Origin of the sequence: Streptomyces sp. NPDC051963 (assembly GCF_044593495.1) — a bacterium.
Classification (GTDB): Bacteria; Actinomycetota; Actinomycetes; order Streptomycetales; family Streptomycetaceae; genus Streptomyces.
Genome location: NZ_JBIUCC010000003.1, coordinates 835,051 through 859,388, shown reverse-complemented (window position 1 = coordinate 859,388; position 24,338 = coordinate 835,051). Strand labels below are relative to the sequence as shown.

Below are 24,338 nucleotides of genomic sequence, written 5' to 3'. Positions count from 1 at the left end.
CCCCCACCCCGAAGGGATCAGCACATGCGCACCAACAGATCCATGACTGTCAGGTCCATGCCAGCCATTATGGTCGCTGCCCTCGCCTCGGGCCTGCTCACCGCCACGGCCCCCACGGCCCACGCGGCGGCCGGCGCGACCCTCCCCTTCACCTCCGTCGAGGCGGAGTCCGCCACTACCACCGGTACGAAGATCGGCCCGGACTACACCCAGGGCACGCTCGCCTCCGAGGCTTCCGGACGCCAGGCGGTACGCCTCGCCGCCGGGCAGCGCGTCGAGTTCACCGTGCCGCGTGCGGCCAACGCCGTGAACGTCGCCTACAGCGTCCCCGACGGCTCGACCGGCTCGCTGAGCGTGTACGTCAACGGCACCAAACTGGCGAAGACCATTGCCGTCACCTCCAAGTACTCGTACGTGGACACCAGTTGGATCCCGGGCGCCAAGACCCACCACTTCTACGACAACGCCCGGCTGTTGCTCGGGCAGAACGTCCAGCCCGGAGACAAGGTCGCGTTGGAGGCGACGGGCGTCCAGGCGACCGTCGACGTCGCCGACTTCGAGCAGGTCGCCGCGGCCTCGACCCAGCCCGCCGGGTCGGTGTCGGTGACGTCGAAGGGCGCCGACCCCAGCGGTCAGGGCGACTCCACCCAGGCCTTCCGGGACGCGATCGCCTCGGCGCAGGGCGGCGTCGTGTGGATCCCGCCGGGCGAGTACAAGCTGACGTCCTCCCTCAGCGGTGTTCAGAACGTCACCCTTCAGGGTGCGGGCAGCTGGCACTCCGTCGTGCGCTCCTCCCGCTTCGTCGACCAGACCAATTCCTCCGGCAACGTCCGCATCAAGGACTTCGCGGTCATCGGCGAGGTCACCGAGCGCGTCGACTCCAACCCGGACAACTTCGTCAACGGGTCCCTCGGCCCCTCGAGTTCCGTCTCCGGCATGTGGCTCCAGCACCTCAAGGTCGGCCTCTGGCTGACGGGCAACAACGACAACCTGGTCGTCGAGAACAGCCGCTTCCTCGACATGACCGCCGACGGCCTCAACCTCAACGGCAACGCGCGCGGGGTCCAGGTCCGGGGCAACTTCCTGCGCAACCAGGGCGACGACTCGCTCGCCATGTGGTCGCTGTACGCGCCCGACACCAACAGCAGCTTCGAGAACAACACCATCACCCAGCCGAACCTCGCCAACGGCATCGCGATCTACGGCGGCACCGACATCAGCGTGAAGAACAACCTGATCTCGGACACCAACGCCCTCGGCAGCGGCATCGCGATCTCCAACCAGAAGTTCCTCGACCCGTTCCACCCGCTGGCCGGCACGATCACCGTCGACGGCAACACGCTCGTGCGCACCGGCGCGATGAACCCCAACTGGAACCACCCGATGGGTGCGCTGCGCGTCGACTCCTACGACAGCGCCATCGAGGCACAGGTCCGGATCACCAACACGACGATCACGGACAGCCCGTACAGCGCCTTCGAGTTCGTCTCCGGCGGCGGGCGGGGCTACGACGCCAAGAACATCACCGTGGACGGCGCGACCGTGAACAAGGTCGGCACGGTCGTCGTCCAGGCCGAAGCCCCCGGCGCCGCGACCCTGCGCAATGTGACCGCCACCGGAGTGGGCGCTGCGGGCATCTACAACTGCCCCTATCCGTCAGGCACGTTCACGCTCACCGACGGCGGCGGCAACTCCGGCTGGAGCAGTACCTGGTCGGACTGCTCGACCTGGCCCCAGCCCGGCCAGGGCAACCCGGACCCCGATCCGAACCGCAACCTCGCCAAGGGCCGCACGGCGACGGCGACCGGCTCACAGGGCGTCTACACGCCCGGCAAAGCAGTCGACGGCGACGCCAACAGCTACTGGGAGTCCGCCAACAACGCCTTCCCGCAGAGCCTCAACGTCGACCTCGGCTCCACCGAGTCCGTGCGCCGTCTGGTGCTGAAGCTGCCGCCGTCCTCGGCGTGGGGTGCGCGCACCGAGACCGTCACCGTCCTCGGCAGCACCGACGGCTCGACCTACTCGACACTCGTCGGCTCCACCGGCTACCGCTTCGACCCGGCCACCGGCAACACGGTCACCGTGGCGCTGCCCGGCGGCACCGGCCTGCGCCATCTGCGGCTGACGGTCAGCGCCAACACCGGCTGGCCCGCCGCCCAGTTCAGTGAGGTGGAGGCGTATCTGACTTCGTGACCGCGTCCCTCGGGACCCCGCGTTTCGCCGCCTGGATCTGCTCGTACACATGGGTCCGCAGCTCGGCGAAGCGCGGGGCCACCCGGGTGTGCAACTGGTCCCGCTCGTCGGGCAGATCGACCTTCAGCTGCTCCTGGACGACGGTGGGGGAGGCCGACAGGACGATGACCCGCTCGCCCAGGTAGACGGCCTCGTCGATGTCATGGGTGACGAACAGGATCGTGATCCCGCGCTCCCGCCACAACCCTCGTACGAGATCCTCCAGATCGGCGCGGGTCTGGGCGTCCACCGCCGCGAACGGCTCGTCCATCAGCAGCACCCGCGGCTCGTAGGCGAGCGCGCGGGCGATGGCGACCCGCTGCTGCATACCGCCCGACAGCTGCCAGGGATAGGCGCCCGCCGCGTCCGCGAGCCCGACCGACCGCAACGCGTCCGCGACCAGTTCACGGCGTCGTGCCTTGCTCAAGTCCTTCTGTTTCAGGGGGAGTTCGACGTTCTCCCCGACCCGCATCCACGGAAACAGACTTCGCCCGTACTCCTGGAACACGAACGCCATCCCGGGCGGCGGCCCGGTCACCTTCCGCTGTTCCAGCAGCACTTCACCGGACGTCGGCGCGAGCAGTCCGCCCATGCACTTCAGCAGGGTCGTCTTGCCGCAGCCCGACGGGCCGACGAGACAGACGAGTTCGCCCGCGTCGACGGTGAAGGTGAGGTCGCGGACCGCCTCCACCCGCCGCCCCGACCCCTCGTAGACCTTTCTGAGGCCTGATACGGCAAGAAGCGCGTGCATGGACCGCCCTTTCGCGAGGTTCACGGCGACCGCCTGGTCGAGGCGCGCAGACCGTGGTACCAGCCGAGCACCCGGCGCTCGACCAGCTGGAAGACGACGGAGAGCAGGAAGCCGAGCAGACCGAGCAGCAGGATGCCGGTCCACATGTCGGGGATCGCGAAGCCGCGCTGGAACTGGACGATGGTGAAGCCGAGGCCGTTGCTGGCCGCGAACATCTCGCTGATGACCATGAGGATGATGCCGATGGACAGCGCCTGACGCAGCCCGGCGAAGATCTGCGGACTCGCCGAGCGCAGCACCACGTTCCGCAGCCACGCGGTGCCAGTGATGCCGTAGCTGCGGGCCGTCTCCGCCATCACCGGATCGACGGCGCGCACGCCCTCGACGGTGTTGAGCAGGATCGGCCACACACAGCCGCTCGCGATCACGGTGACCTTCATGGTGTCGCCGATGCCCGCGAACAGCATGATGACCGGCACGAGAACCGGCGGTGGCACCGCCCGCAGGAATTCCAGGACCGGCTCGCACACCGCGCGCACCCGCCGGTAGGAGCCGATGACCGTGCCGAGCGCCACGCCCACGACCGCCGCCAGCGCATAGCCGCCGGTCAGCCGCAGCACGCTGGGCAGGACGTCGTCCTTCAGCCGGTCGGCGGTCCATACGTCCGGGAAGGTCTCCAGGATGGTCCGCAACGGCGGCCAGTACACGTCCGTGCTGCTGTCGGAGGCCACCCACCACCCCGCCACCAGCACCGCGGGCAGCGCGAACACGAAGAACACCCGCAGCAGCAGCCGGCTCACACCGCCACCTCCCCGCGCACCGACTGATGCCAGGCCAGCGCCCGCCGCTCCACCGACCGCGCACCCACGTTGATCAGCAGCCCCAGCAGCCCGGTGACCACGACCAGCGCATACATGTCGGGCACCGCCTGCGAGGTCTGCGCCACGGCGATCCGCGCGCCCAACCCCGGTGCGCCGATGATGAGTTCGGCGGTCACCGCGAGGATCAGTGCGACGGCGGCGGCAAGCCGTACCCCCGTCATGACGTACGGCAGGGCGGTCGGCCACAGCACATGCCGGATCCGCGCCCAGGTGCCGAGGCCGTACGACCGTGCCGTCTCGTCGGCGACCGGGTCCACGTCCTGGACGCCGTACAGGGTCTGGATCAGCACCTGCCAGAAGGAGGCGTACACGACCAGGAGCAGCACCGAGCGCAGTTCGGTGCCGTAGAGGAGGACCGCCAGGGGGATCAGGGCGACCGACGGGATGGGGCGCAGGAACTCGATCGTGGAGGCCGTCGCCTCCCGCAGATAGGGGACCACGGAGAGGATCACGCCGACCGCGATCCCCGCGCAGGCCGCGATCATCAGGCCCAGCGCCCACCCGGTGAGGGTGTCGCCGAGCGCCGACCAGAAGGCGCCGTCGGTGAGTTCGCCGCCGAGGGCGTCGGCGATACGGCTGGTGGGCGGGAAGTAGTCGTCCTCGACCAGGCCGAGCCGCGGCACCGCCTCACCCAGGGCGAGGAAGGCCGCGAGCCCGGCCGCACCGAGTGCGGCGTCGGCACCCCTCACGGCAGCAGCGCGTCCAGGTCGGGCGTCTTCTTGAAGAGGCCGTCCTCCTCGCCGAGCTTCATGAGCGCCTCGATGGAGGAGCGGTTCGCCTCGGCGGGCCACTTCGGCAGGGTCACCTGCTCCAGCACCGAGGCCGGGATCTTGGTGTACGTCGTGACGATCTGGCGGGCCTCGTCCGGGTGGGCCTCGGCGTAGGCGAGGGACTCGGCGGTGGCCTCCTGGAACTTCTTGACCTCGTCCGGGTGTTGCTGCGCGTACTGCGTCGAGGTGAAGTACATCGCGACGGTGAGCTTCGGCGCGATGTCGATCAGGGGCGAGGCGATCTCCCGGCCGCCCTGGCTCCTGATGGTGGCGGTCGCCGGTTCGACCACACAGGCGGCGTCGATCTGCCCCTTGTCGAGGGCCGCGGGCATCTGGTCGAAGGCGAGCTCGACGAGCCGCACCTTGTCGGGGTCGCCGCCCGCCTGGCGCACCGCCTGGCGCACGGCGGTCTCGTTGATGTTCTTCAGGGTGTTGATGGCGACCTTCCTGCCCTCCAGCTGCTTCGGCGAGGTGATGGGGCTGTCCTTCTTGACCATGAGGCCGTTGAAGTCCTTGCCCCGCACGCCCGTCGAGGCGATGCCGTTGGCGACGGCCTTGATGGGAACGCCCTCTGACTGGGCGACCATCAGGGACGTCACATTGCTGAACCCGAACTGGAACTGGCCGCTGACCACACCGGGCACGATCGCCGCACCGCCCTGCGCGGTCGTGAACTCCAGCTTCAGACCGTGCTTTTCGAACAGGCCCTTCTTCTGGCCCAGATACAGGGGCGCGACATCGACGATCGGGATGAGCCCGAGCTTGACGGTGGTGATCCCGCCGGACGACGCGCCCGCGTCCGACGAACCGTCGTCGGACGAGCCGCAGGCCGTCGCGACGAGCAGTAAGGCGCCGGCGGTGAGACCGGCGAACAGACGACGCATGGCTCCTCCTGTACAGACAACGGTGCAACGGTGTTCCGACAGGTTGTGCGCAAGGCGCACAGTAGTGCGCGGGCTTGCCCTGCGGGAAGGTAGAAGCCGCAACGGAGCCAGGTCAATGGGTTCGCCGACAACATTGTTGACACTATTGGAGGTTGCGATGCTCCCGGGAGACCGCGCACCACACTTCGTGAGGTCGTTCGAGCGCGGCCTGGCGGTCATCCGCTCCTTCGACGCCGAGCACCCGGCCCGTACGCTCAGCGAGGTCGCCCACACCTGCGACCTGACCCGCGCCGCCGCCCGCCGACTGCTGCTGACCCTCGTCGACCTCGGATACGTCCACCGGGAAGGACGCCTCTTCCGCCTCACCCCGCGTGTCCTGGAGCTCGGCTACTCCTACCTCTCCAGCTTCACGCTGCCGCAGATCGCCGAACCCCATCTGGAGCAACTCGTCGCGCAGGTACGGGAGTCGTCCTCGCTGTGCGTCCTCGACGGCGACGACATCGTCTACGTCGCCCGCGTGCCGACCAGCCGCATCATGACCGCGTCCATCACGGTGGGCACCCGCTTCCCCGCGCATGTCACGTCGGTGGGCCGGGTCATCCTCGCCCATCTGCCGGACGAGGAGATCGAGGTGCGCATCGCCCGCGCCGACCTGCGCCCCCTCACCGCCCGCACCCTCGTCACGGCGGACGCCCTGCGCGCGGAACTGCGCCGGGTGCGGCGACAGGGACACGCCCTGGTCGACCAGGAGTTGGAGGAGGGGCTGAGATCCGTCGCCGCCCCGGTGCGGGACCGGGACGGCGAGGTGGTGGCCGGCGTGAACATCGCCGTGCACGCCGGTCGCAACTCCGTCGAGTCCGTACGCCGCGATCTGCTGCCCCATCTGCTCGCGGCGGTCGCCCGGATCGAGGCGGACGTGCGGATCACAGGTCCAGCACGAGCCGCTTCCCCCGGCACCGGGACACACAGATGAGCATGGTCTCCCCGGCCTCGCGCTCCTCGTCCGTGAGCACCGAGTCCCGGTGGTCCGGGGTGCCCTCGATCACGTCGGTCTCGCAGGTGCCGCAGGTGCCCTCGCCGCAGGAGTAGAGCACCTCGACGCCGGCAGCGCGCACGGTGTCGAGCACGGAGGCGTCCGGCGGGACGGTGAGGGTGCGCCCGCTCTGCCGCAGGACGACCTCGAACTCCCCGTCCTCTCCGGTCCGTTGCCGCTCTTTCGGGCTGAACCGCTCGACGTGCAGCACTCCGGCCGGGCAGCGTTCCTCCACCGCGTCCAGCAGCGGCCCGGGACCGCAGCAGTAGACGAGGGTGCCCTCGGGCAGGTCGTCGCAGACCGGGGCGAGATCCAGCAGACCGGCCTCGTCCTGGGGTGCGACGATGACGCGGTCGCCGTACCGCCGCAACTCCTCGACGAACGCCATGGACCGCCGGCTCCGCCCGCCGTACAGCAGCGTCCACTCGGCGCCCGCCGCCTGGGCAGCCGCCAGCATCGGCAGGACGGGTGTGATCCCGATACCGCCCGCGATGAAACGGTAGCGAGGTGCGGGGGCGAGGGCGAAGTGATTGCGCGGCCCGCGCACCCGCACCTTGTCACCCGGCCCCAACTGCCCGTGCACATACGCCGATCCGCCCCGCCCGTCCGGCTCCCGCAGCACAGCGATCCGCCATGCCGAGCGATCCGCCGGATCTCCGCACAGCGAGTACTGCCGCTCCAGCTCCGGACCGAGCGCGACGTCGATGTGCGCGCCCGGCGCCCAGGCCGGGAGCTCCTCGCCAAAGGGGTGGCGCAGCGTGAGGGCGAGCACGCCGTCGGCCGCGGACTCCGTGCGGTCGACGACGAGTTCGGCTTCGTACACGGTCATGAGTCGCTTCCTCGCGGCCGGTGTCCTTCGGGGTGGCCCAGCATCCACTCCCACATCTCGATCGGGTCCTGGGCGGTGTGCTCGGCGCCGCAGTGGCACGTGCCGTGCAGGATGTCGGTGCCGGGCAGCCAGTCGATGCGGTAGATCTCGCGCGGCGTTTCGGGGGAGAGCCTGCTCACAGGACCTTCTCCATCGGCTTGTCGCCCTCTTCCACCAGCCGGGCGAGGATACGGCGGGCGGCGAGGCCTCCGGTGTCGATGTTGATGCTGAGCTCCTGGTACCCGGTCCGCTCGGTCCCGAGCGTCCGCTGGAGCAGGTTGAGCGCGTCGACGTCCTGCATGACGACGGTGTGGTTGTTGGCCCGCAGGAACTCGGTGACCTCGTCGTCGTCCGTCGCCCAGTCCCGGGAGACCATCCAGAAGTCGTACACCTTGCCGTCCGAGGACGGTGTGATGGCGTACGTGATCTCGGTGTGGAAACCGTTAGGGTCGCTGCCGTCGGCCTCCGGCGCCACGCCGACCGGGGCGATCCGGCTGTGCAGCAGATAGAGACAGGGGGCGTGGTACTCGATGTCCTGCCAGCGGGTGATCCGGCCCTCGATGCCGGTCGAGCGGGCGTAGAAGGGCGGACACTCGGCGTCGTCCATGTGCCGGCTCACCCGCACGATCCCCGCGCCCTCGTCGACCTCCGTCGTGATCGGCGTCTCGGCGACCTCGGGGGTGCCGATGTAGCCGCCGTGCAGATACGTCTCGTGGGAGAGGTCGAGGAGGTTGTCGACGAGCAGTCCGTAGTCGGCGTCGATCGGCTCCATGCCCCGGACAGTGGTCCAGCCGGGGGAGTCGAGGTGGCGGGCGCGCGGCACGGTCCCCGGGTCCGCGAGCGCCGGGTCGCCGATCCACACCCAGATCAGGGAGTCCTGCTCGACCACCGGGTACGAGGCGACGCGGGCCGTGCGGGGGACGCGTTTCTGCCCCGGCACGTACACGCACGTGCCGGTCGTGTCGTACGTGAAGCCGTGGTACCCGCACACGATCCGGTTGCCGTCGAGGCCGCTCTCCGACAGCGGGTAACGGCGGTGCACACACCGGTCGTGCAGCACCACCGGCGTCTCCTCGCCCTCGGTGCGATAGAGGACGAGCGGCTCGTCGAGGACGGTCCGGCCGAGCAGGTCACGCCCGACCTCGTGGCTGTAGGCGGCTACGTACCACTGGTTCCTGGCGAAGGCGGTGGTGTGCGGCATCTTTGCGGCTCCCGTCTCTCTGCGGTGGTGGCATCGTCCGGAAAGGCGCCACCGCACCGCAACACCTCTTCCGTCTCACGGAAGGAGATCAGTGAAATACCTGGTCAGAGCAGGCAGTTGTGCGCAGAGGACGGGTTCACCGCGGCCGCCCGGGCGGCCGCACGGCACCAGGTCCTCCGGTGGCGGCTCGCTGACTGCGGGCGACGGCCGAAAAGCGCTGCTCAGATACGCGAAACCCCTGCTCGCAACCGTCAGTTCAAGCCGTTGTCCTGAGGCGCTCATGACACCTTCGGCCGTCGGGTGTCAATCTGCTCTCCGAAAGTTCACTGCCTGCTCACAGGCGTCTCACGCAACCCCCGTATCCGATCCCCTCATGACCCGGCACGGCAGCGACGGTCTCACCCCTTCGAACCGTGCCGTGCACCCGCGCGCCGCCGGACGGCTTCACCGAGCCGACCCGCTCTCCCGGGCTCCACCGAGCCCGACCACCCCACATAAGGAGAACGCATGTTCCGGCAGGACCGTCACCACCGCCGCATCAGATACGGCGTCGCCCTGGCCTTGACGGCCGTGAGCTCCCTGCTCGCGGTCGGAGTCCACAACGACACCGCCGTGGCCGCACCCGCCGACCAGGTCCCCGCGAAGATCCTGGCCACCCCGAGAGCCGACGCGGCGCCCGTCGCCCTCTCACCGGCGAAGCGCACGGCACTGCTCAAGAGCGCCACGACCGCCGCCCCCGGCACCGCGAACACCCTCGGTCTGGGCGCCGGCGAGAAGCTCCACGTGAAGGACGTCACCCAGGACGCCGACGGCACGACGCACACTCGCTACGAACGCACCTACGCCGGCCTGCCCGTCCTCGGCGGCGACCTCGTCGTCCACGCCAAGGACGGCCGCCTCACGGTGTCGAAGGCCACGAAGGCGGACCTCGCGCCCTCCACGACCAAGGCGAAGGTGTCCTCGGCGACGGCGAAATCCCAGGCGCTCGCGACCGCCGTGAAGGCGGGTGCCGAGCGCCCCGCGCTCGACGACGCCCCCCGTCTCGTCGTCTGGGCCGCCTCGGGCCGACCCGCTCTGGCCTGGGAGTCGGTCGTCGGCGGATTCCAGGAGGACGGCACACCGAACGAGCTCCACGTCATCACCGACGCGGCCTCGGGCAAGCGGGTGTTCCAGTACCAGGGTGTCGAAACCGGCACCGGGACCGGCCAGTTCAACGGGACCGTGCCGCTGGGCACCACGCTCTCCGGCTCCACCTACCAACTCCTCGACGGCGACCGTGCCGGACACCGCACCTACGACCTGAACCAGGGCACCTCCGGCACCGGCACCCTCTTCACCGACGACAACGATGTCTGGGGCGACGGCACCCCGGCCGACCGGCAGACCGCGGGCGTGGACGTGGCCTTCGGAGCCGCGGCCACCTGGGACTTCTACAAGAACGTCTTCGGCCGCAACGGCATCCGCAACGACGGCGTCGCCGCCTACAGCCGTGCCCACTACGGCAACAACTACGTCAACGCGTTCTGGCAGGACAGCTGCTTCTGCATGACGTACGGCGACGGTTCGGGCAACACCCACCCGCTCACCTCGCTGGACGTGGCCGCCCACGAGATGAGCCACGGCGTCACGGCGGCGACCGCGGGCCTCACCTACTCCGGCGAGTCGGGCGGCCTGAACGAGGCGACCTCCGACATCTTCGCCGCCGCGGTGGAGTTCCACGAGAACCTGCCCGCCGACGTCCCGGACTACATGGTCGGCGAGAAGATCGACATCAACGGCGACGGCACCCCGCTGCGCTACATGGACCAGCCCTCCCGCGACGGCGCGTCCCGCGACTACTGGAGCGCGTCACTGGGCGGCCTCGACGTCCACTACTCCTCGGGCCCGGCCAACCACTTCTTCTACCTGCTCTCCGAGGGCAGCGGCGCGAAGACCGTCAACGGCGTCGCCTACGACAGCCCCACCTCCGACGGCCGACCGGTCACCGGCATCGGCATCGACAACGCCCAGCGCGTCTGGTACCGGGCACTGACGACGTACATGACGTCGAGCACGAACTACGCGGGCGCCCGCACGGCGACACTTCAGGCCGCGACCGACCTCTTCGGCGCCTACAGTCCCTCCTACCTCGCCGTGGCCGACGCGTGGGCGGCGATCAACGTGGGCCAGCGGATCGCGCTGGGCGTCAACGTGGCACCGATCGCGGATCAGATCAGCGGCATCGGGCAGGCGGTGTCCCTCCAGACGGACGCGTTCACCACCAATTCCGGTGCGAGCCTGACGTACACGGCGACCGGTCTGCCGGACGGGCTCACGATCAGCGACACGGGCCTGATATCGGGCACCCCGACCGCGCTCGGAACCAGCGACGTCGGCATCACGGTCACCGACGACACGGGCGCGAGCACGAGCGTGTCCTTCTCCTGGGAGGTGGCCTACGTCTACGCCAATGGCACCCGCGTCGACATCCCCGACAACGGCGCCGCGGTGGAGTCCCCGGTCACCGTCGCCGACCGCACCGGAAACGCCTCCGCCACCACGCAGGTCTACGTGAAGATCGTCCACACCTACCGGGGTGACCTGACCGTCGACCTCGTCGGCCCCACCGGAACGGTCTACTCGCTCCTGAACCGCAACGGCGGCTCCGCCGACAACGTCGACCAGACGTTCACCGTCGACGCCTCCGCGCAGCCCCTGAACGGCACCTGGACACTGCGCGTCCAGGACCGTGCCGGGATCGACGTCGGCTACATCGAGCAGTGGCGGCTCACTCCCTGACCGCCCAGGGTCCCGCATCGCTCCTCGGCGATGGGTGGTGCGCTCCTTCGCGGAGCGCACCACCAGCCGTCGAAACGGGAACGCCGCAGGCTACTTGAGAGCCTCCGCGAACAGCGGCACGACGTGTTCCACCGCATACCCCACGGACAGCACCGAGTTGGTGGCGAAGGCCTGGCTCAGGTCCGGGTCGTCGAAGACGACCGAGTGACCGGCCTTCACCGCCGGCAGGGACTCGAACAGCGGATCCGACGTGATCTTCGAGGCCTTGACGCCGATCGGAGCCATCACGATCAGGTCGGCGTCCAGCATCTCCAGGTTCTCCTCGGAGACCGGCACGGAGAACGAGGCGCCGGCCTCGGCGTCAACCTCCGGGTTGTTGACGAAGCCCAGCGCCTGCACGAAGTCGACCCGGGACGTGCCCCTGACGTAGGCGCCCCAGCCGCTGGACGTGCGGGAGCCGAGTGTGACGGTCCTGCCCTTGAACTCGGGGTGCGCCTTCGCGGCGGCCGCCGACTTCGCCTCGGTCGTCCGGATGAGCTTGCCGCCCTCGTCGGCGCGGCCCAGCGCCTGAGCGATCATCGTGGTCTGCTGCTGCCAGGAGATCTTGTACTGGTCACCGCCCTTCGGCACTCCGATGGTCGGCGCGATCTTGCTCAGGGTGTCGTAACGGGTCTGATCGCCGCTGGACTTGACGTCCAGGATCAGATCGGGCCGGAGGGCCGCGATCTTCTCGTACTCGGGCTCCAGCGTGCCGATCTTCTCGGGGCTCCTCTCGTACAGCCCCTTCGCCCAGGGGCCCACACCGTCGCCGCCGAAGGCCAGCCAGTCGCTCGCCCCGACCGGCTGCACACCGAGCGCGAGGGCCGTCTCGGCGTCACCCCAGCCGAGCGCGACCACCCGCTGGGGCGGCGAACCCACCGCCACCGTGCCGAACTTGGTGGCGACCTTCACCGGGAAGGCGCCCGAGGAGGAGCTCGACGACGACGCGGATGCGGAGTCACCGGAGGACGAGCCGCAGGCGCCCAGCGCACCGAGCAGCGCGAGCAGCAGGACGACGGCCGGCGCACGCCGGATGCGGCGCACGAGGAGGGTGGGGGAGTGCGGGAACATGCGTGCTCTTTCCGTGAGGTGCGCGGTCAGGCGGACGGTGTGACGTGGTGACGGCCGAGCGGTACGACCATCGGCGTCCCGGACGCAGGATCCGCGATGACCGAGGAGCGCAGTCCGAAGACCTCGTGCACGAGGGACTCGGTGACGATGTCGCCGGGAGGGCCCTCGGCGACGACACGCCCCGCCTTCATGGCGACCAGGTGATCGGCGTACCGGCAGGCGAGGTTCAGGTCGTGCAGGACCAGGGCGAGCGTGACGCCCCGGGCCCGGTTCAGGTCGGTGAGGAGGTCCAGGACCTCCAGTTGGTGGGTGATGTCGAGGTAGGTCGTCGGCTCGTCCAGCAGCAGTACGTCGGTCTCCTGGGCGAGTGCCATCGCGATCCACACCCGCTGGCGCTGCCCGCCGGAGAGTTCGTCGACCGACCGGTCGGCCAGGTCGAGGACGCCGGTGGCGAGCATCGCGGCGGCGACGGCCTCGTCGTCGGCCCGGGTCCAGCGGCGGAACCAGCCCTGGTGCGGATAGCGGCCCCGCCCGACCAGGTCGGCGACCACGATGGCGTCGGGCGCCACCGGCGACTGCGGGAGCACGCCCAGCGTGGCGGCCACCTCGCGGCTCGGGGTCCGGTGGATGTCCCGTCCGTCCAGCAGCACCGCGCCGGACAACGGTGGCAGCAGCCGGGCGAGCGCTCGCAACAGGGTGGACTTCCCGCATGCGTTCGGGCCGACGACCACCGTGATCCGGCCCGGCGGCAGGGCGAGATCGAGCCGGGAGACGATCTCGCTCTCGCCGTAGCCGAGGCTCAGCTCGCTCGCCTCGAGGGTGTGGGTGGCCGTCACGGTCGACTCCTCGGCAGAACCGGTTTCCTGGGACATGGGGTCAGCCGCCCTGTCCGACCCGGTTGGCGCGGGCGAGCAGCCACAGCAGATACGGCGCCCCGACGACGCTGGTGACGATGCCGACCGGCAACTGCGTGTGCGGCAGCATGTGTTGGGCGGCGATGTCGGCCCACTGCACCAGGGCGGCGCCGGCGAGCGCGGAGGGCAGCAGCGCCGCCCCGTGGCCGGGCAGCAGCCGGCGGGCGATCGGCGGGCAGACGAACGCTACGAACCCGACCGGGCCGGCGGCGGCCGTGGCCACGCCCGCGAGCGCGGTGGCGCAGCCGAGCAGGCCCAGCCGGTCGCGTTCGACACGCGCGCCGAGACCGGCGGCCGTGCCGTCGCCCAGTTGCAGAGCGGGCAGGGAACGCGCGGCGGCGACGGCGAGCGGCACCAGCACGGCCGCGGCACCGAGCAGCGGCCAGAACTGGGGCCAGGAACGGCCGTTGAGACTGCCCGCCAGCCACACGAACGCGTTCTGCGCCTCCGTGACCTCCGACCGGGTCATCAGATACGACACGACACTCGACAGCCCCGCGCCCACCCCGATCCCGATCAGCACGAGCCGTTGCCCGCCCACGCCCCGCCGCCAGGCCAGCAGATAGATCCCGGCGGCGGTGGCGAGCGCGCCCGCCAGCGCCGTACCGGAAAGGGCGAGGCCGCTCACGCCGTAGACCACCGAGGCGAGCACGGCGGCCGCGGCGGCGCCCGAACCGACGCCGATGACATCCGGGCTGGCCAGCGGATTGCGCAGCAGCGCCTGGAACACCGCCCCCGACAGTCCGAAGCAGAGGCCGACCAGCAGACCCAACAGGGCGTGTGGCAAGCGCAGTTCGATGACGACGAAGTGGGTGCCGGCATCGCCGCCGCCCAGCAGTGTGGCGGCCACGTCCCCCGGCGGCAGCGCGATGTCACCGGTGCACAAGGCGGTCACCAAGGCGGCCAGGACCACGAGAAGCAGGGCGAGGCAGACAGCACCGAACCGTGCGCGTCGCAGTCGGCGCAGCCGCCTGAGGTGGTAGGCCGCCGGCGAGGGCGGGCTGCCGGCGGAAGGGGTCGAATCGGGCGACGCACCCGTGGAGTCGACGGGCGCGGCCACGGCGGAGGGCTCGCTCACCGGGCGGCTCGCGCGGAGCGGCGGACGAGGAGGACGAACGGCACACAGCCGACGGCCGCGGTCACCACCCCGACCTGGACCTCGCCGGGCCGGGCCACGACGCGGCCGACGACGTCCGCGAGCAGCAGCAACGCCGGTGCGAGCAGGGCGCTGTAGGGCAGGATCCACCGGTGGTCCGGGCCGGTGAGCAGCCGGGCGGCATGCGGCACGGCGAGGCCGACGAAGCCGAGCGGTCCGGCGACTGCGGTCGCCGCCCCGCAGAGCAGCACGACACAGCCGGTGCCCAGGGCCCGGGTGACGCCGAGCCGCTGCCCCAGCCCGCGGGCCACGTCGTCGCCGAGGGCGAGGCCGTTCAGACGTGGCCCCAGGGCGTGCGCGAGGACGGCGCCGGCCAGGACGAACGGAAGGGCCTGCCGCAGGACATCGATGTCACGCCCGTCGAGCGAGCCCACCTGCCAGAACCGGAACTGGTCGAAGGTCCGGCCGTCGGTGAGCAGCAGGGCGCTGGTGACGGAGCCCAGCGCGGCGGTGACGGCGGCGCCGGCGAGGGCCAGCTTCACCGGCGTGGCACCCTCACGGCCGGTGCCGGCGACGCCGTACACGAGGACGGCGGCGAGCGCGGCGCCGAGAAAGCCGAACCAGATGTACTGGGAGGCCTCGGTCAGCGACAGCACGCTGATGGCGAGGACGACGAAGACGGCGGCGCCCGCGTTGACGCCGAGCAGGCCCGGATCGGCCAGCGGGTTGCGGGTCAGGCCCTGGACGACGGCGCCGGCCAGGCCCAGGGCCGCACCCGCCAGCAGACCCGCAAGGGTCCGCGGCAGGCGCACCTCCCGGACGACGAGTTGTCCGCGCACGGACCGGTCCGGGCTGAACACGCCGTCGACGACGTCGTGCAGCGCCACATGCCCCGATCCGACCGCAAGGCTGAGGGCTGTGGCGGCGGCCAACAGCAGGGCCAGGACGACGAGTCCGGTACTCAGGGCGACCGGCCCGCGGGCCCGCCGTGGGCCCGCGCCGAGTCTTCCGGGCGCGGGTCCGGCCGCCACGCTCACCGGAACTCCGGCCCATGGCCAGGCGCGGCAGAGGCGGGCGACAGACGCATGGGCGGGTCCTCGGGGGAAGAGCGCAGGGCAGAGCACGGACGGACGAGGACCGCGCACTTAGGTAAGCCTAAGCTAACATCGGTGAGGGTGTACGGGGCAACCGTCCCGGACGTGAGACCGATCCGATGCGGTGCCGATCGCCGGATGACCGGGTTCTCGACGCCGGGGCACCTCGGGGGCCCCGGCGTCGAGACGATCGACGGTGGTGTCGATCGGCGGTGCTACCGAGCCCTCGTCGCCGCGCCGTTGATCACGAACTGTGAGCCGGGTTGGATCACGATGTTCCCGTCGGCCGAGTCACTGATCGTCACATTGGTCAGCGTCGCGCTGCCCCGTGCGCCTCCCATCGCGAGGATGCCCGCGCCGTTGTTGGACTTGGTGATGTTCACGTTGTCGATCTTGGCGTTCGGTACGGCGCCGCCGCCCGTCTTGAACTGGATGCCGTCGTAGGTCGAGTCGTGGATGTCCGTGTCGCGGATCGTGACACCCGGGATGTCGGGACCCGCCGCGAAGAGCGTGATGGCACCGAACTCCTGGGCCTCGCCCCAGAACGCGCCGCCCGTGCGGTACAGCCCGTTGTTGGCGACCAGCGTCTGCCCCGAGAACGGGATCGGATCGTGGTCCGTGGCGAGCATGATGCCCGGGTAGTTCATGGTGTCGTGGACGAGGTTGTTCTCGATGGTGTTGCCGTAACCGCCGTACACGGCGATGCCGTTGGCGCGCCACGGCAGCTGGACGGTGTTGTTGCGGAAGTGGTTGTCGTGGCCGACGTCCACCGACTGGTCCTTGACGTACTTGCTGGCCCACACCGCGAGCGCGTCGTCACCGGTGTTGCGGAACGAGGAGTTGAACACGGTCGAGTTCCGGGTGCCGTTGGTGAAGTTCACACCGTCGGCGTACGTGTTCCGGATGCGCATGCCGCTGAACTCCAGGCGGTCGCCGGGGCCCCACAGATCGGGGATGTTGGAGTAGTCGCGGCCCACCCAGGCACCGACGTTGGCGTGCTCGATCCACACGTTCGTGATCTTGGTGTCCTCGCCGAACCGGCCGTTGAGACCGACCCCGCCCTCCGCGCCGCCGTCGCCGCCGCGAATGGTGCCGGAGCCGAAGATGGCGATGTCGGAGATCTTGGTGTTGTCGTCGATGTCGAAGCCGAAGTTGCCCTCGTGCGGATGGTTGATGCCACCGGCCTGGTGCGGCGGGGTCAGTGTGTAGAGCTGTGAGTGCCACATGCCGGCGCCGCGGATCGTGACGTCCCGGATGCCCACCTGGTTGTAGTCGCCCCGGTTCAGCGGGTCGTCGGTGAGGATCTTCTGCTCCTGGCGCCACTGCCCGGCCGGAATCCACACACAGGCGATGGTGCCGTTCTGGTCGGCCGTCACCGCCCGCTGGATGGCGTCCGTGTCGTCGATGCCATCGTTCGGGACGGCGCCGTACTCGGTGATCGAGGTGCACTCGGCGGGCTTGCTCGCGGCCGGCGCCACCTGCTCCAGGTCGATCAGATCGACGATGTAGTACGCGGCGTTGTCACCGGCGTCGCGCTGGAGCTTGAACTTGGTGCCCGCCGGATACGTCTGGGTCAGCAGCGCGTGCGACTCGTCGAACAGCCGTCGCGCATCGGTCTGCGGGTTGTTGGTCAGGCCCTCGGGGTCGTCGGTGCTGCCGTACAGCCAGCTGAACTTGGAGGTGAGGGTCAGCTTCTGCACGAACGTGCCGTTCGCGTAGAGGCTGAGCGTGGCCTCCTGGCCGCCGCCGCCCGGCGCGTCCGGGATGGAGTTGCGCACGACGATGGAGTTCGACGCGCTGGTCGACGTGAACTCCACGTACTGGCCACTGGAGTTGAGGCGTACGGACTCGCGGCCCGACGACTCCGTGGCGAAGTTGGTGTGCCCGAAGGTGCGTTCGCTGTCGGTCTGGAGGAGGGTGCCCGTGTACTGGGCGTCCTCGGCCTCGTACTCCACGTACGGCACCGCCGCGCCACGGCCGACCACGATCGAGCGCGCGAACACGTTGTTGTTCTCGTTGGTCTCGGTGACCACGCCGGTGGCGTCCGCGGTGGCGGTGAGGGTGGCGCCGCCGTTGGTCGCGGTCCAGCTGCCGCTGACGGCCACGGTGGCGGTGTCACCGGCGGGGATCGCGGGAGCGGTGCCGCTCAGCGTGGTCGTGCCGACGGTCAGCCGGGTGACCGAGCCGGCCGCGACGGCGCTGGTGCCGCGGTTGTGCACCTTCACGGTGAAGGTGACGTTCGAGCCCACGGCCGGGTTGGCCGGGGTCGAGGCGATGTCCGTGACCTCCAGGTCGGGACCGGGGGCCTGGCCGACGACCAGATTCGTGGCGGCCGTCCGGCTGTTGTTGCTGTTGTCCTGCTCGGCCACGGTGTCGTTGGGGTCGACCACCGCGGAGACGGTGTAACTGCCCATCGCCCGCTTGCCGATCGACACCGGGACGGTCGCCGTCTCTCCCACACCGAGGGCGCGCACCGAGCCGCTGCCGGCGACCGTGCCGCCCAGGCTGACGTTCACCGTCGTCGCCGCCCCGGCCGCCGAACCGGCGTTGCGCACGGTGGCGTTCACGGTGACCTCGTCGCTCTCGCTCGGAGCGGAGGGAGTCCAGGTGAGGTCGGTGACGGTGAGGTCCGGATTGGGGGCCGCGACTCCGATGACCTGGAACTCGGCGACCTGGCCGCCGAAGCCGGAGTTGTTGCTGTAGATCTTCAGTTGGACGTCGGCGTAGCGACCGGTGACCGGGATCGTCACCGCGTTCTGGTTCGACGACGGACTGAAGGTGTAATCGGCGCGCGCCTTCAGCGTGGTGTATCCGGAGGCGTTCTGCGCCCGACCGAGCACCTCGATGTTCTGGGTACGGGTCGACCATGCGGGATCGGGGTTGAGCTTGACCACGACGCCTTCGAGGTCCGCGTCGGCGCCCAGCTTCACCGTGAGCGTCGACGGACTGCTCGCGGACTCCCAGTAGGTGGCCAGGTTGTTGTCGTTGGCATTGGTGGCAACGTAGTTCTGCGTCGTGGAGGACGCCTCGATCGGCTTGTTGACCGCCAGGTTCGCCCCGATCACCGGAGGCTGCGGCTCGCCCTCCTCGCCGTAGATCTCCAGCTCGGACAACTGCGCCGCGGGCCAGCCGGTGTTCGCGGTCACCTGCACCCGCACATACCGGACGTCCGTGGAGTCGAGGTCGACCGTGACGCTGCTCGACTGCGCCGGGTCGAACCGCCGACCGGCGGCGCCGGAAAGGGTGCTGAAGCTGCTGCCGTCGGTGCTGCCCTGAACGCTCAGGGTCTGCGTCCGCGCCTCCCATGTGGTGGGGAGCTTCAGCACGACATGGTCGACCGCGACGCTGCCGCCGAGGTCGACCTGAATCCACTGCGGGAAGTTGTCGGACGGGCTTTCCCAGTACGTCTGCTGGCTTCCGTCAGTGACGTTCCCTGCGGGATAGCCGCTGTGGGATCCGCTCGCCGTGGCGGTCTTGCCCAGGGCGAGGTTGGGGGCTGCGGCCTCGGCCGCGGAGGCGCTGACGGGCAGAAGCCCGACGGTGATGAGACTCGCTGTCAGCGAGCCGACGACCAACCGCCGGACGGCGTGCGTCCATCTCATGGTGTCCTCTGTTCCACGGGGATGCGGGGGGTCCGTGCAGAGCGGGACACATCCGGCAGATTTGTCCACACTCGGTGAACTTGCGCGTGTGCCTACGAGATTTAAGTGATTCAGTCGTAGTTTTGCGTGCCGTACGTCACAGATTTCATGCAGGCCTGGGGATTGTCAACGGCTCTCACAGGACTGTCCGGTTGCATCCCTGGGCCGCGGGGCACCAGGCGAGACACGGGCTCCGGGCGTGGAACCGGTTGCCGCGAGGACTGTTGCGACACCGTGGCAGACGCTTCGGCGGACCCTCTGTCGCTGCGGGGCGGCTGACCGTACCCTGACAAGTCATAGAACTTCAGGCGTGATTGACTGGGGGAGCCGTCATGTCCTGGGAGCACCAAGGTGCGCGTGACGATTTCGTCGTTCCACCGATGCCGACCGCACCGCCGCCCGCTCCGGCCGACCCGTGGCGAGCCGTCGCGGTGGCCCTGCTCAACCTCTGCGGACTCGGGCTGGGTTACGCCCTGCTGCGCCGCTGGGGGCTGACGGCCGCATGCTGCGTCGCGACGGCGATCCTGCTCGTGGTGGCCCTGCCCGCCGACCCGAACGGGGTCCCCGGCGCGGTGGTCGTCCTCTACCTGATCTTCCTGGTGCTCGCGGCCGCGCACGGAGCGTACGTCGGCCTGCGGACCCGGCTGGCGTGGCCACCGAGCGCCACGGTCGCCGCAGCACTCGGCGTCGTGCTCCTGGCCGTCCCCGCCGGAGGCGTCGTCCTCTACGACGGGGCACGCGACGAGGCCACCGAGCAGATGCTGCTGGACCGGCTGGAGCGGGCCGACAAGCTGGTCAAGGCGGCCGGGCCACTGCCGTTCGAGTCGGCGGAGGCCGACTACCGCCGCGCGCTGGCCGCCTACCGCGGGCTCAGCGACGACCACCCGGGTTCGCGGGCGGCCGACCGTGTTCCCGACCGGCTCAGGACGTACTACACCACCGTCGCCTCGCCGTACGCGCAGGAGGACTACTGCGCCGCCGTGGCGCCCTTGAAGTACCTCCGTACGGTCCCGCGCACGATGGGCGAGAAGACACTGGGGTCCCTGTCCACCTGGCCCGACGACCGGCTGGCCACCTCGCTCTACGAGTGCGCGGCCACGTCACTCGGCGCCGGAACCGAGGGCTGGACCTCGCACTTCGACGAGTTGCTGGCGACATTCCCGAAGTCCGCGCAGGCGGCGAAGGTGGGACCCGCCGTCCAGGCCGCGGTCGACAAGCAGGTGAAGTCCCTCGGCGGCGACGAGCCCTGTGCGGCCGTCGGGCGACTCGAGACCCTCGGCACCCAGGTGCGCGGGCTGTCGGGGGAGCAGGCCGGTCTGACCGACGCCCTCGACAGGGACGCCGACCGGGCGGAGGACAGGGCGAGTTCGGGCATGTACGCCTGCGGCGTGGACCAGTACCGGGACGGGAGCTTCAGCGCGGCCGTCACCACGATGAACGACTTCGCCGAGAACAACCCGAACGACAGGAACCGGGCACGCGCCCAGAAGATAGCCATCGCCGCGGAGGTCGCCCAGACGGTGCCCGCGGCCGGCAAACGCCTGCCCACCACGGCATCGGGCGGCAGCATCTCCGTCACCGTCAAGAACGACAGCCCCGACGACATCACGGTCCTGTACACCGGACCGGTGACCGGCAGCTTCACCCTCGGGGCCTGCGGCAGCTGTACCTCGTACCCCCTCCTCAGCAGCACCCTGATCGGCTTCGAACCGTGCAGCGACAGCGGCAAGAACTACCCGCAGCGGACCATCCAACTACCCGCCGGCACCACCTACTTCGTGCACAAGTCCCAGGACTCGGACGGAAAGTCACCGGCCTCGGACACCGCCAAGCTGTCGCCGGGCTACATCTACACCGAGTGCGCCTACACGACGAGCTTCGGCTACTGACGGAGCATCCGGAGAGCTCCGCCGCGCGGACGGCTGCGCGGTGATCAGCAGGGCCGGCGCCACACCCCCAGCTCCAGCTTCTTGCGCATGGAGGACAGCTTCAGCCTGCGCGAGTCGGCGCAGAACTCGCCGTTCGGTACCGCGTACTCGACATGGAAGACCGCCTTGCCCGCCGCGATGAACGGACGCAGCGCCTTGCACTCGTCGAACTGCGCGCACTCCTCGTTGACCGCGAAGTCGAAGCGACGGACGAGCCGGGGGATCTGCGGGAGGTCGTTCTTGAGGCCCACGGCCAATCCACGGGCGTGCGCGAGGTCCGCGATCATGCGGTTGTACGCCAGTTGGTCGCTCGCGGTCAGCGGGAATCCCGTCTTACCGGCGTACCCCTCCATCAGGTCGGGCTCCACGGCGTCGAATCCCTTGGCGCGGCACATGTCCATCCGGCGTTCCATGATCGGCCGCAGGACGCTTCTGCGGCGGATGTCCAGCCAGCGCTCGCCGTCCCAGCCGTTGGGGGCGCCGAGGACGGACTTCGGGAAGGCGTTCTTGTCGGGGCGGAAGTTCTCCCAGGCGCCGACGTTGAGGTAGCAGATGACTCTGCGGCCGGCGCGGTGGAGGCGGGTCACGTCCGCCTCGGAGGTCTCGAAGCCGTCGACGTCGTAGACCGGGACGTCGACGGAGAGGTCGAGCTTTCCGTCGAGCTGCCACTGCCAGTCGAGGCCGGGGCGCGGCTGCCAACGCTTCTGCGGTGCAGGGGGCTTGGTGGTCGCGGCCGAAGGGGCGTTCCCGTTCGAGTCGGAGCCCGAGCCCGAACACGCGCTCAGTGTCAGCGCCATCAGTGCCGCACACGTCAGCGCGGTACGTCGTCCCCTCACTCCGCCTCCATCAGCGCGGGCGTCAACTGCGCCCAGGGGTTGGGGAGTTCACCCGTCACCGGCCCCGCGACCGCCGCACCCCGCTCACGGGCCGTACGGACGGCCAGCGGGACCAGCGCCGCGGGCACGCCGTAGACCAGGTGGCAGAAGCGTTCGGCCGGGTGCTTCGACGTCCAGGCCGGTCTGCTGAACGCCGAGACGTACGTCGACCAGTGGCCCTCGAAGGTGACGACCAGGTCGGCGACGCGGGCGTACCCCGGCGCCGGGTGGACGCCCGGATTCAGGACGACCGGCGCCGCGCCGAGCCGGCGTACCGCCCGCACCAGGCGTCTGCAGGCGGGCAGTTCGTCGGGTGAGGCGGTCACCTGGTCGAGGAAGCAGCCGTCCGTCGCGTACCAGTCGCGGTACCGGGCGACGTCCTCGGTCACCTCGGCCGGGCTGCGGGCGCCGTAGTCGGTGTCCACGTACCCGAGGAGGCGGGCACCGGCCGAGCGCAGCGCCCCCGCCGCCGCGGCGAACGCCGGATCGGGGCCCGGACCGGGGCCGTTCGCCGGGTTGAGCACCACCGCGTACGTGCCGGCCGCCGCCCCGATCAGACGGTGCCAGGCGCCAGGGTCCTCGGCCGGATGGACGTACAGCGGGATCAGCAGGCTCACGGCGCCCTGACGCCCTCCCGTCGCGCCGTCGCCTCCCACAGCGCCGTCAGCGAGTCGTCGAGGGTGTACGACGGCCGCCAGCCGAGGGCGTCTTCGGCGGCCGTGATGTCGGAACACTGCCACGAGACCTCCCCGGAGCGGACGGACCGGCCGTCGCCGTTCTCGTCGATCCGCCCCCGGTAGCGGGCGATGCGGGCCAGCGCCTGCACCAACTCCCGTACGGGGACGGCCTGTCCGGCGCCGATGTTGAGGACGCCCGGCAGCGGCCGCGGGGCCGACACCGCCAGCGCCGCCGCCCGTGCCACGTCGCGCGCGTCGACGAAGTCGCGGTACGCCGACAGATCGCCCAGCCGGATCACCGCGGCCGGGTCCGGACCCGCCTCGCGCAGCAGGCCGGCGATGCGGCCGGGCAGCCCGGTCGCCGGGGCACCGGCCCCCACCGGGTTCCCGACCCGCAGCACCACCGCGTCGAGCCCCGAGGTGGTGACCGTGACCGTGCCGGCGAGCTTGGTCGCGCCGTACACGGAGAGCGGGTGAGTGGCCGCCGACTCCGTGACCTTGGTGTGCGGGGTTCCGAGGCCGTATTCGGCGACCGAGCCGAGGTGGACCAGCCGGGCCGACGGTGCCGCCTTCCGCAGCGCCGCACAGAGTGCCGCCGGGCCGCGGGAGTTGACCTCGGCGAGCGTCACGGAGTCGCCGCCGGTGGCGCCCGCGCAGTTGATCACGGCGTCGGGCTCCGCCTCCGCGAGGGCCCGGGCCAGTTCGTCCGTGCGGGCGGTGGCGAGGTCGATACCGAACTCCGCGGCGGGCGAGCGGCCGCCGCCGAGAACCCGTACGCCCGGCAGGGCACGCAGATGCTCGGCGACATGGCCGCCCAGATAGCCGGTGAAGCCCAGGACGAGAATGCGCATGGGGTGGTCAGGCTCCCTTGAGCAGCATCGGCTTGCGGCTGGTGAACTCGGCGTTGGCCCGGTCGTAGTCGTCCGGGCGGCCGATGTCCAGCCAGTACCCGTCGAAGTCGTAGGCATGCGGCGGATTCTGCGTCTTCAGCAGATCGAGGACCAGCTCGTCGAAGCCCAGCGGCAGCCCGGGGGTGTAGCCGTCGAGCGTGGAGCGGGACAGCCCGTACACGCCCATGGAGACGCGGTAGTCCATGCTCGGCTTCTCGGTGAAGGCGACGACCCGGCTGTCGGCGGTGGTCAGTACTCCGAAGTCGATGTGCACCTTGCGGGCGTACGTCGCGATGGTCAGCGGCGCGTCGGAGCCGCTGTGCCGGTGCAGCACGTCCGCGTAGTCGAGGTCGGTGAGGACGTCGCCGTTCATGACCAGGAACGTCTCGGGCAGCCTCTCGCGCATGGTGAGCAGCGGGCCCATGGTGCCCAGGGGGCTCTCCTCGGTGGCGTAGTCGACGTCCAGGCCCCACTGGCTGCCGTCGCCGACATAAGCACGGATGATCTCGCCGAGGTGGCCTATGGCGATGGTGCAGTGCGTGAAGCCCGCCGTGGCGAGCTGGCGCAGCACGATCTCCAGGATGGCGTGCTGGTCGCCGATGGGCACGAGCGGCTTGGGCAGCGCGGTGGTGTAGGGCCGCAGCCGGACGCCCTTGCCTCCCGCCAGGATCACTGCGTGCATGGGGACTCCTCCTTCGTGAACGCTTCGTGGACG

20 protein-coding genes are annotated in these 24,338 nt (G+C 70.3%); 4 read left to right on the top strand and 16 right to left on the bottom strand.

Going from position 1 to position 24,338, the window contains the following annotated elements; translation table 11 throughout:
• Positions 1-57: 57 nt before the first annotated feature.
• On the top strand, positions 58-2,193 hold the full coding sequence (locus tag ACIHFB_RS16110) for a discoidin domain-containing protein (RefSeq protein ID WP_365286740.1): 2,136 nt from the start codon (positions 58-60) through the stop codon (positions 2,191-2,193).
• Here ACIHFB_RS16110 and ACIHFB_RS16105 read toward each other — a convergent pair.
• The 4 genes from ACIHFB_RS16105 to ACIHFB_RS16090 are packed head-to-tail and all read right to left on the bottom strand — an operon-like array spanning position 2,162 to position 5,518.
• The gene (locus ACIHFB_RS16105) at positions 2,162-2,983 is read right to left on the bottom strand and encodes an ABC transporter ATP-binding protein (protein WP_365286742.1); all 822 of its coding nucleotides are present in this window, start codon (positions 2,981-2,983) and stop codon (positions 2,162-2,164) included. The two genes, ACIHFB_RS16110 and ACIHFB_RS16105, sit on opposite strands and share 32 nt — an antisense overlap.
• Before the next feature lie 20 nt (positions 2,984-3,003).
• The gene (locus tag ACIHFB_RS16100) at positions 3,004-3,783 is read right to left on the bottom strand and encodes an ABC transporter permease (protein WP_400127082.1); all 780 of its coding nucleotides are present in this window, start codon (positions 3,781-3,783) and stop codon (positions 3,004-3,006) included.
• On the bottom strand, positions 3,780-4,553 hold the full coding sequence (locus tag ACIHFB_RS16095; protein WP_365286746.1) for an ABC transporter permease: 774 nt from the start codon (positions 4,551-4,553) through the stop codon (positions 3,780-3,782). Before ACIHFB_RS16095 ends, ACIHFB_RS16100 begins: the two co-directional genes overlap by 4 nt.
• On the bottom strand, positions 4,550-5,518 hold the full coding sequence (locus ACIHFB_RS16090) for an ABC transporter substrate-binding protein (RefSeq protein WP_400127081.1): 969 nt from the start codon (positions 5,516-5,518) through the stop codon (positions 4,550-4,552). Before ACIHFB_RS16090 ends, ACIHFB_RS16095 begins: the two co-directional genes overlap by 4 nt.
• Positions 5,519-5,675: 157 nt before the next feature.
• Between ACIHFB_RS16090 and ACIHFB_RS16085 the strand changes: the two genes are divergently transcribed.
• Positions 5,676-6,491 carry an IclR family transcriptional regulator C-terminal domain-containing protein gene (locus tag ACIHFB_RS16085; protein WP_365286750.1) on the top strand — a complete coding sequence of 272 codons (816 nt, stop codon included), beginning with the start codon at positions 5,676-5,678 and terminating at the stop codon, positions 6,489-6,491.
• Here the strand turns inward: ACIHFB_RS16085 and ACIHFB_RS16080 are convergent.
• Genes ACIHFB_RS16080 through ACIHFB_RS16070 form a run of 3 tightly spaced genes read right to left on the bottom strand, consistent with a single transcriptional unit; the run spans position 6,442 to position 8,620 of the window.
• Positions 6,442-7,380, bottom strand: a complete 939-nt coding sequence (locus ACIHFB_RS16080) for a PDR/VanB family oxidoreductase (protein WP_365286752.1) — start codon at positions 7,378-7,380, stop codon at positions 6,442-6,444. The two genes, ACIHFB_RS16085 and ACIHFB_RS16080, sit on opposite strands and share 50 nt — an antisense overlap.
• The gene (locus tag ACIHFB_RS16075) at positions 7,377-7,559 is read right to left on the bottom strand and encodes a hypothetical protein (protein WP_365286754.1); all 183 of its coding nucleotides are present in this window, start codon (positions 7,557-7,559) and stop codon (positions 7,377-7,379) included. The genes ACIHFB_RS16080 and ACIHFB_RS16075 overlap by 4 nt, the downstream gene beginning before the upstream one ends.
• Complete coding sequence (locus tag ACIHFB_RS16070) at positions 7,556-8,620, bottom strand: aromatic ring-hydroxylating dioxygenase subunit alpha (protein ID WP_365286756.1); 1,065 nt, start codon at positions 8,618-8,620, stop codon at positions 7,556-7,558. Before ACIHFB_RS16070 ends, ACIHFB_RS16075 begins: the two co-directional genes overlap by 4 nt.
• Positions 8,621-9,127: 507 nt before the next feature.
• Here ACIHFB_RS16070 and ACIHFB_RS16065 point away from each other — a divergent pair.
• Entirely contained in the window at positions 9,128-11,398 is a 2,271-nt protein-coding gene (locus tag ACIHFB_RS16065) for a M4 family metallopeptidase (protein WP_365286758.1), read from the top strand.
• A 90-nt stretch (positions 11,399-11,488) separates the two neighbouring features.
• On the opposite strand, the gene ACIHFB_RS16060 is transcribed toward ACIHFB_RS16065, so the two are convergent.
• The 5 genes from ACIHFB_RS16060 to ACIHFB_RS16040 form a co-directional block, all read right to left on the bottom strand.
• Positions 11,489-12,508 carry an iron-siderophore ABC transporter substrate-binding protein gene (locus ACIHFB_RS16060; RefSeq protein WP_365286760.1) on the bottom strand — a complete coding sequence of 340 codons (1,020 nt, stop codon included), beginning with the start codon at positions 12,506-12,508 and terminating at the stop codon, positions 11,489-11,491.
• Positions 12,509-12,534: 26 nt separating this feature from the next.
• Complete coding sequence (locus ACIHFB_RS16055; protein ID WP_400127080.1) at positions 12,535-13,380, bottom strand: ABC transporter ATP-binding protein; 846 nt, start codon at positions 13,378-13,380, stop codon at positions 12,535-12,537.
• A 4-nt stretch (positions 13,381-13,384) separates the two neighbouring features.
• Positions 13,385-14,500: a FecCD family ABC transporter permease gene (locus ACIHFB_RS16050; RefSeq protein WP_400127079.1), complete on the bottom strand. Its 1,116-nt coding sequence runs from the start codon at positions 14,498-14,500 to the stop codon at positions 13,385-13,387.
• A complete protein-coding gene (locus tag ACIHFB_RS16045) occupies positions 14,497-15,555 on the bottom strand; it encodes a FecCD family ABC transporter permease (RefSeq protein WP_400127078.1) in 1,059 nt (352 codons plus the stop codon). Before ACIHFB_RS16045 ends, ACIHFB_RS16050 begins: the two co-directional genes overlap by 4 nt.
• A 272-nt stretch (positions 15,556-15,827) precedes the next feature.
• Entirely contained in the window at positions 15,828-19,214 is a 3,387-nt protein-coding gene (locus ACIHFB_RS16040) for a CARDB domain-containing protein (RefSeq protein WP_365286766.1), read from the bottom strand.
• Positions 19,215-19,633: 419 nt separating this feature from the next.
• On the opposite strand from ACIHFB_RS16040, the gene ACIHFB_RS16035 reads away from it, so the two are divergent.
• On the top strand, positions 19,634-21,142 hold the full coding sequence (locus ACIHFB_RS16035) for a hypothetical protein (protein ID WP_365286768.1): 1,509 nt from the start codon (positions 19,634-19,636) through the stop codon (positions 21,140-21,142).
• 44 nt (positions 21,143-21,186) lie between these two features.
• On the opposite strand, the gene ACIHFB_RS16030 is transcribed toward ACIHFB_RS16035, so the two are convergent.
• From ACIHFB_RS16030 to ACIHFB_RS16015, 4 genes are read right to left on the bottom strand one after another with little or no spacing between them, the layout of a single operon-like run.
• Positions 21,187-22,017 carry an endo alpha-1,4 polygalactosaminidase gene (locus tag ACIHFB_RS16030; RefSeq protein ID WP_400127077.1) on the bottom strand — a complete coding sequence of 277 codons (831 nt, stop codon included), beginning with the start codon at positions 22,015-22,017 and terminating at the stop codon, positions 21,187-21,189.
• Entirely contained in the window at positions 22,014-22,673 is a 660-nt protein-coding gene (locus tag ACIHFB_RS16025) for a spherulation-specific family 4 protein (RefSeq protein WP_365286770.1), read from the bottom strand. Before ACIHFB_RS16025 ends, ACIHFB_RS16030 begins: the two co-directional genes overlap by 4 nt.
• Positions 22,670-23,584: an NAD(P)-dependent oxidoreductase gene (locus ACIHFB_RS16020; RefSeq protein ID WP_365286772.1), complete on the bottom strand. Its 915-nt coding sequence runs from the start codon at positions 23,582-23,584 to the stop codon at positions 22,670-22,672. The genes ACIHFB_RS16025 and ACIHFB_RS16020 overlap by 4 nt, the downstream gene beginning before the upstream one ends.
• A gap of 7 nt (positions 23,585-23,591) precedes the next feature.
• Positions 23,592-24,305 carry a sugar phosphate nucleotidyltransferase gene (locus tag ACIHFB_RS16015; protein WP_365286774.1) on the bottom strand — a complete coding sequence of 238 codons (714 nt, stop codon included), beginning with the start codon at positions 24,303-24,305 and terminating at the stop codon, positions 23,592-23,594.
• Between the last annotated feature and the right edge of the window lie 33 nt (positions 24,306-24,338).

Bases quoted from the DNA above. Each gene is read 5' to 3' on its own strand.
- ACIHFB_RS16110 (WP_365286740.1), top strand. From the start codon at position 58: ATGCCAGCCATTATGGTCGCTGCCCTCGCCTCGGGCCTGCTCACCGCC.
- ACIHFB_RS16105 (WP_365286742.1), bottom strand. From the start codon at position 2,983: ATGCACGCGCTTCTTGCCGTATCAGGCCTCAGAAAGGTCTACGAGGGG.
- ACIHFB_RS16090 (WP_400127081.1), bottom strand. From the start codon at position 5,518: ATGCGTCGTCTGTTCGCCGGTCTCACCGCCGGCGCCTTACTGCTCGTC.
- ACIHFB_RS16085 (WP_365286750.1), top strand. From the start codon at position 5,676: ATGCTCCCGGGAGACCGCGCACCACACTTCGTGAGGTCGTTCGAGCGC.
- ACIHFB_RS16080 (WP_365286752.1), bottom strand. From the start codon at position 7,380: ATGACCGTGTACGAAGCCGAACTCGTCGTCGACCGCACGGAGTCCGCG.
- ACIHFB_RS16070 (WP_365286756.1), bottom strand. From the start codon at position 8,620: ATGCCGCACACCACCGCCTTCGCCAGGAACCAGTGGTACGTAGCCGCC.
- ACIHFB_RS16065 (WP_365286758.1), top strand. From the start codon at position 9,128: ATGTTCCGGCAGGACCGTCACCACCGCCGCATCAGATACGGCGTCGCC.
- ACIHFB_RS16060 (WP_365286760.1), bottom strand. From the start codon at position 12,508: ATGTTCCCGCACTCCCCCACCCTCCTCGTGCGCCGCATCCGGCGTGCG.
- ACIHFB_RS16055 (WP_400127080.1), bottom strand. From the start codon at position 13,380: ATGTCCCAGGAAACCGGTTCTGCCGAGGAGTCGACCGTGACGGCCACC.
- ACIHFB_RS16040 (WP_365286766.1), bottom strand. From the start codon at position 19,214: ATGAGATGGACGCACGCCGTCCGGCGGTTGGTCGTCGGCTCGCTGACA.
- ACIHFB_RS16035 (WP_365286768.1), top strand. From the start codon at position 19,634: ATGCCGACCGCACCGCCGCCCGCTCCGGCCGACCCGTGGCGAGCCGTC.
- ACIHFB_RS16020 (WP_365286772.1), bottom strand. From the start codon at position 23,584: ATGCGCATTCTCGTCCTGGGCTTCACCGGCTATCTGGGCGGCCATGTC.
- ACIHFB_RS16015 (WP_365286774.1), bottom strand. From the start codon at position 24,305: ATGCACGCAGTGATCCTGGCGGGAGGCAAGGGCGTCCGGCTGCGGCCC.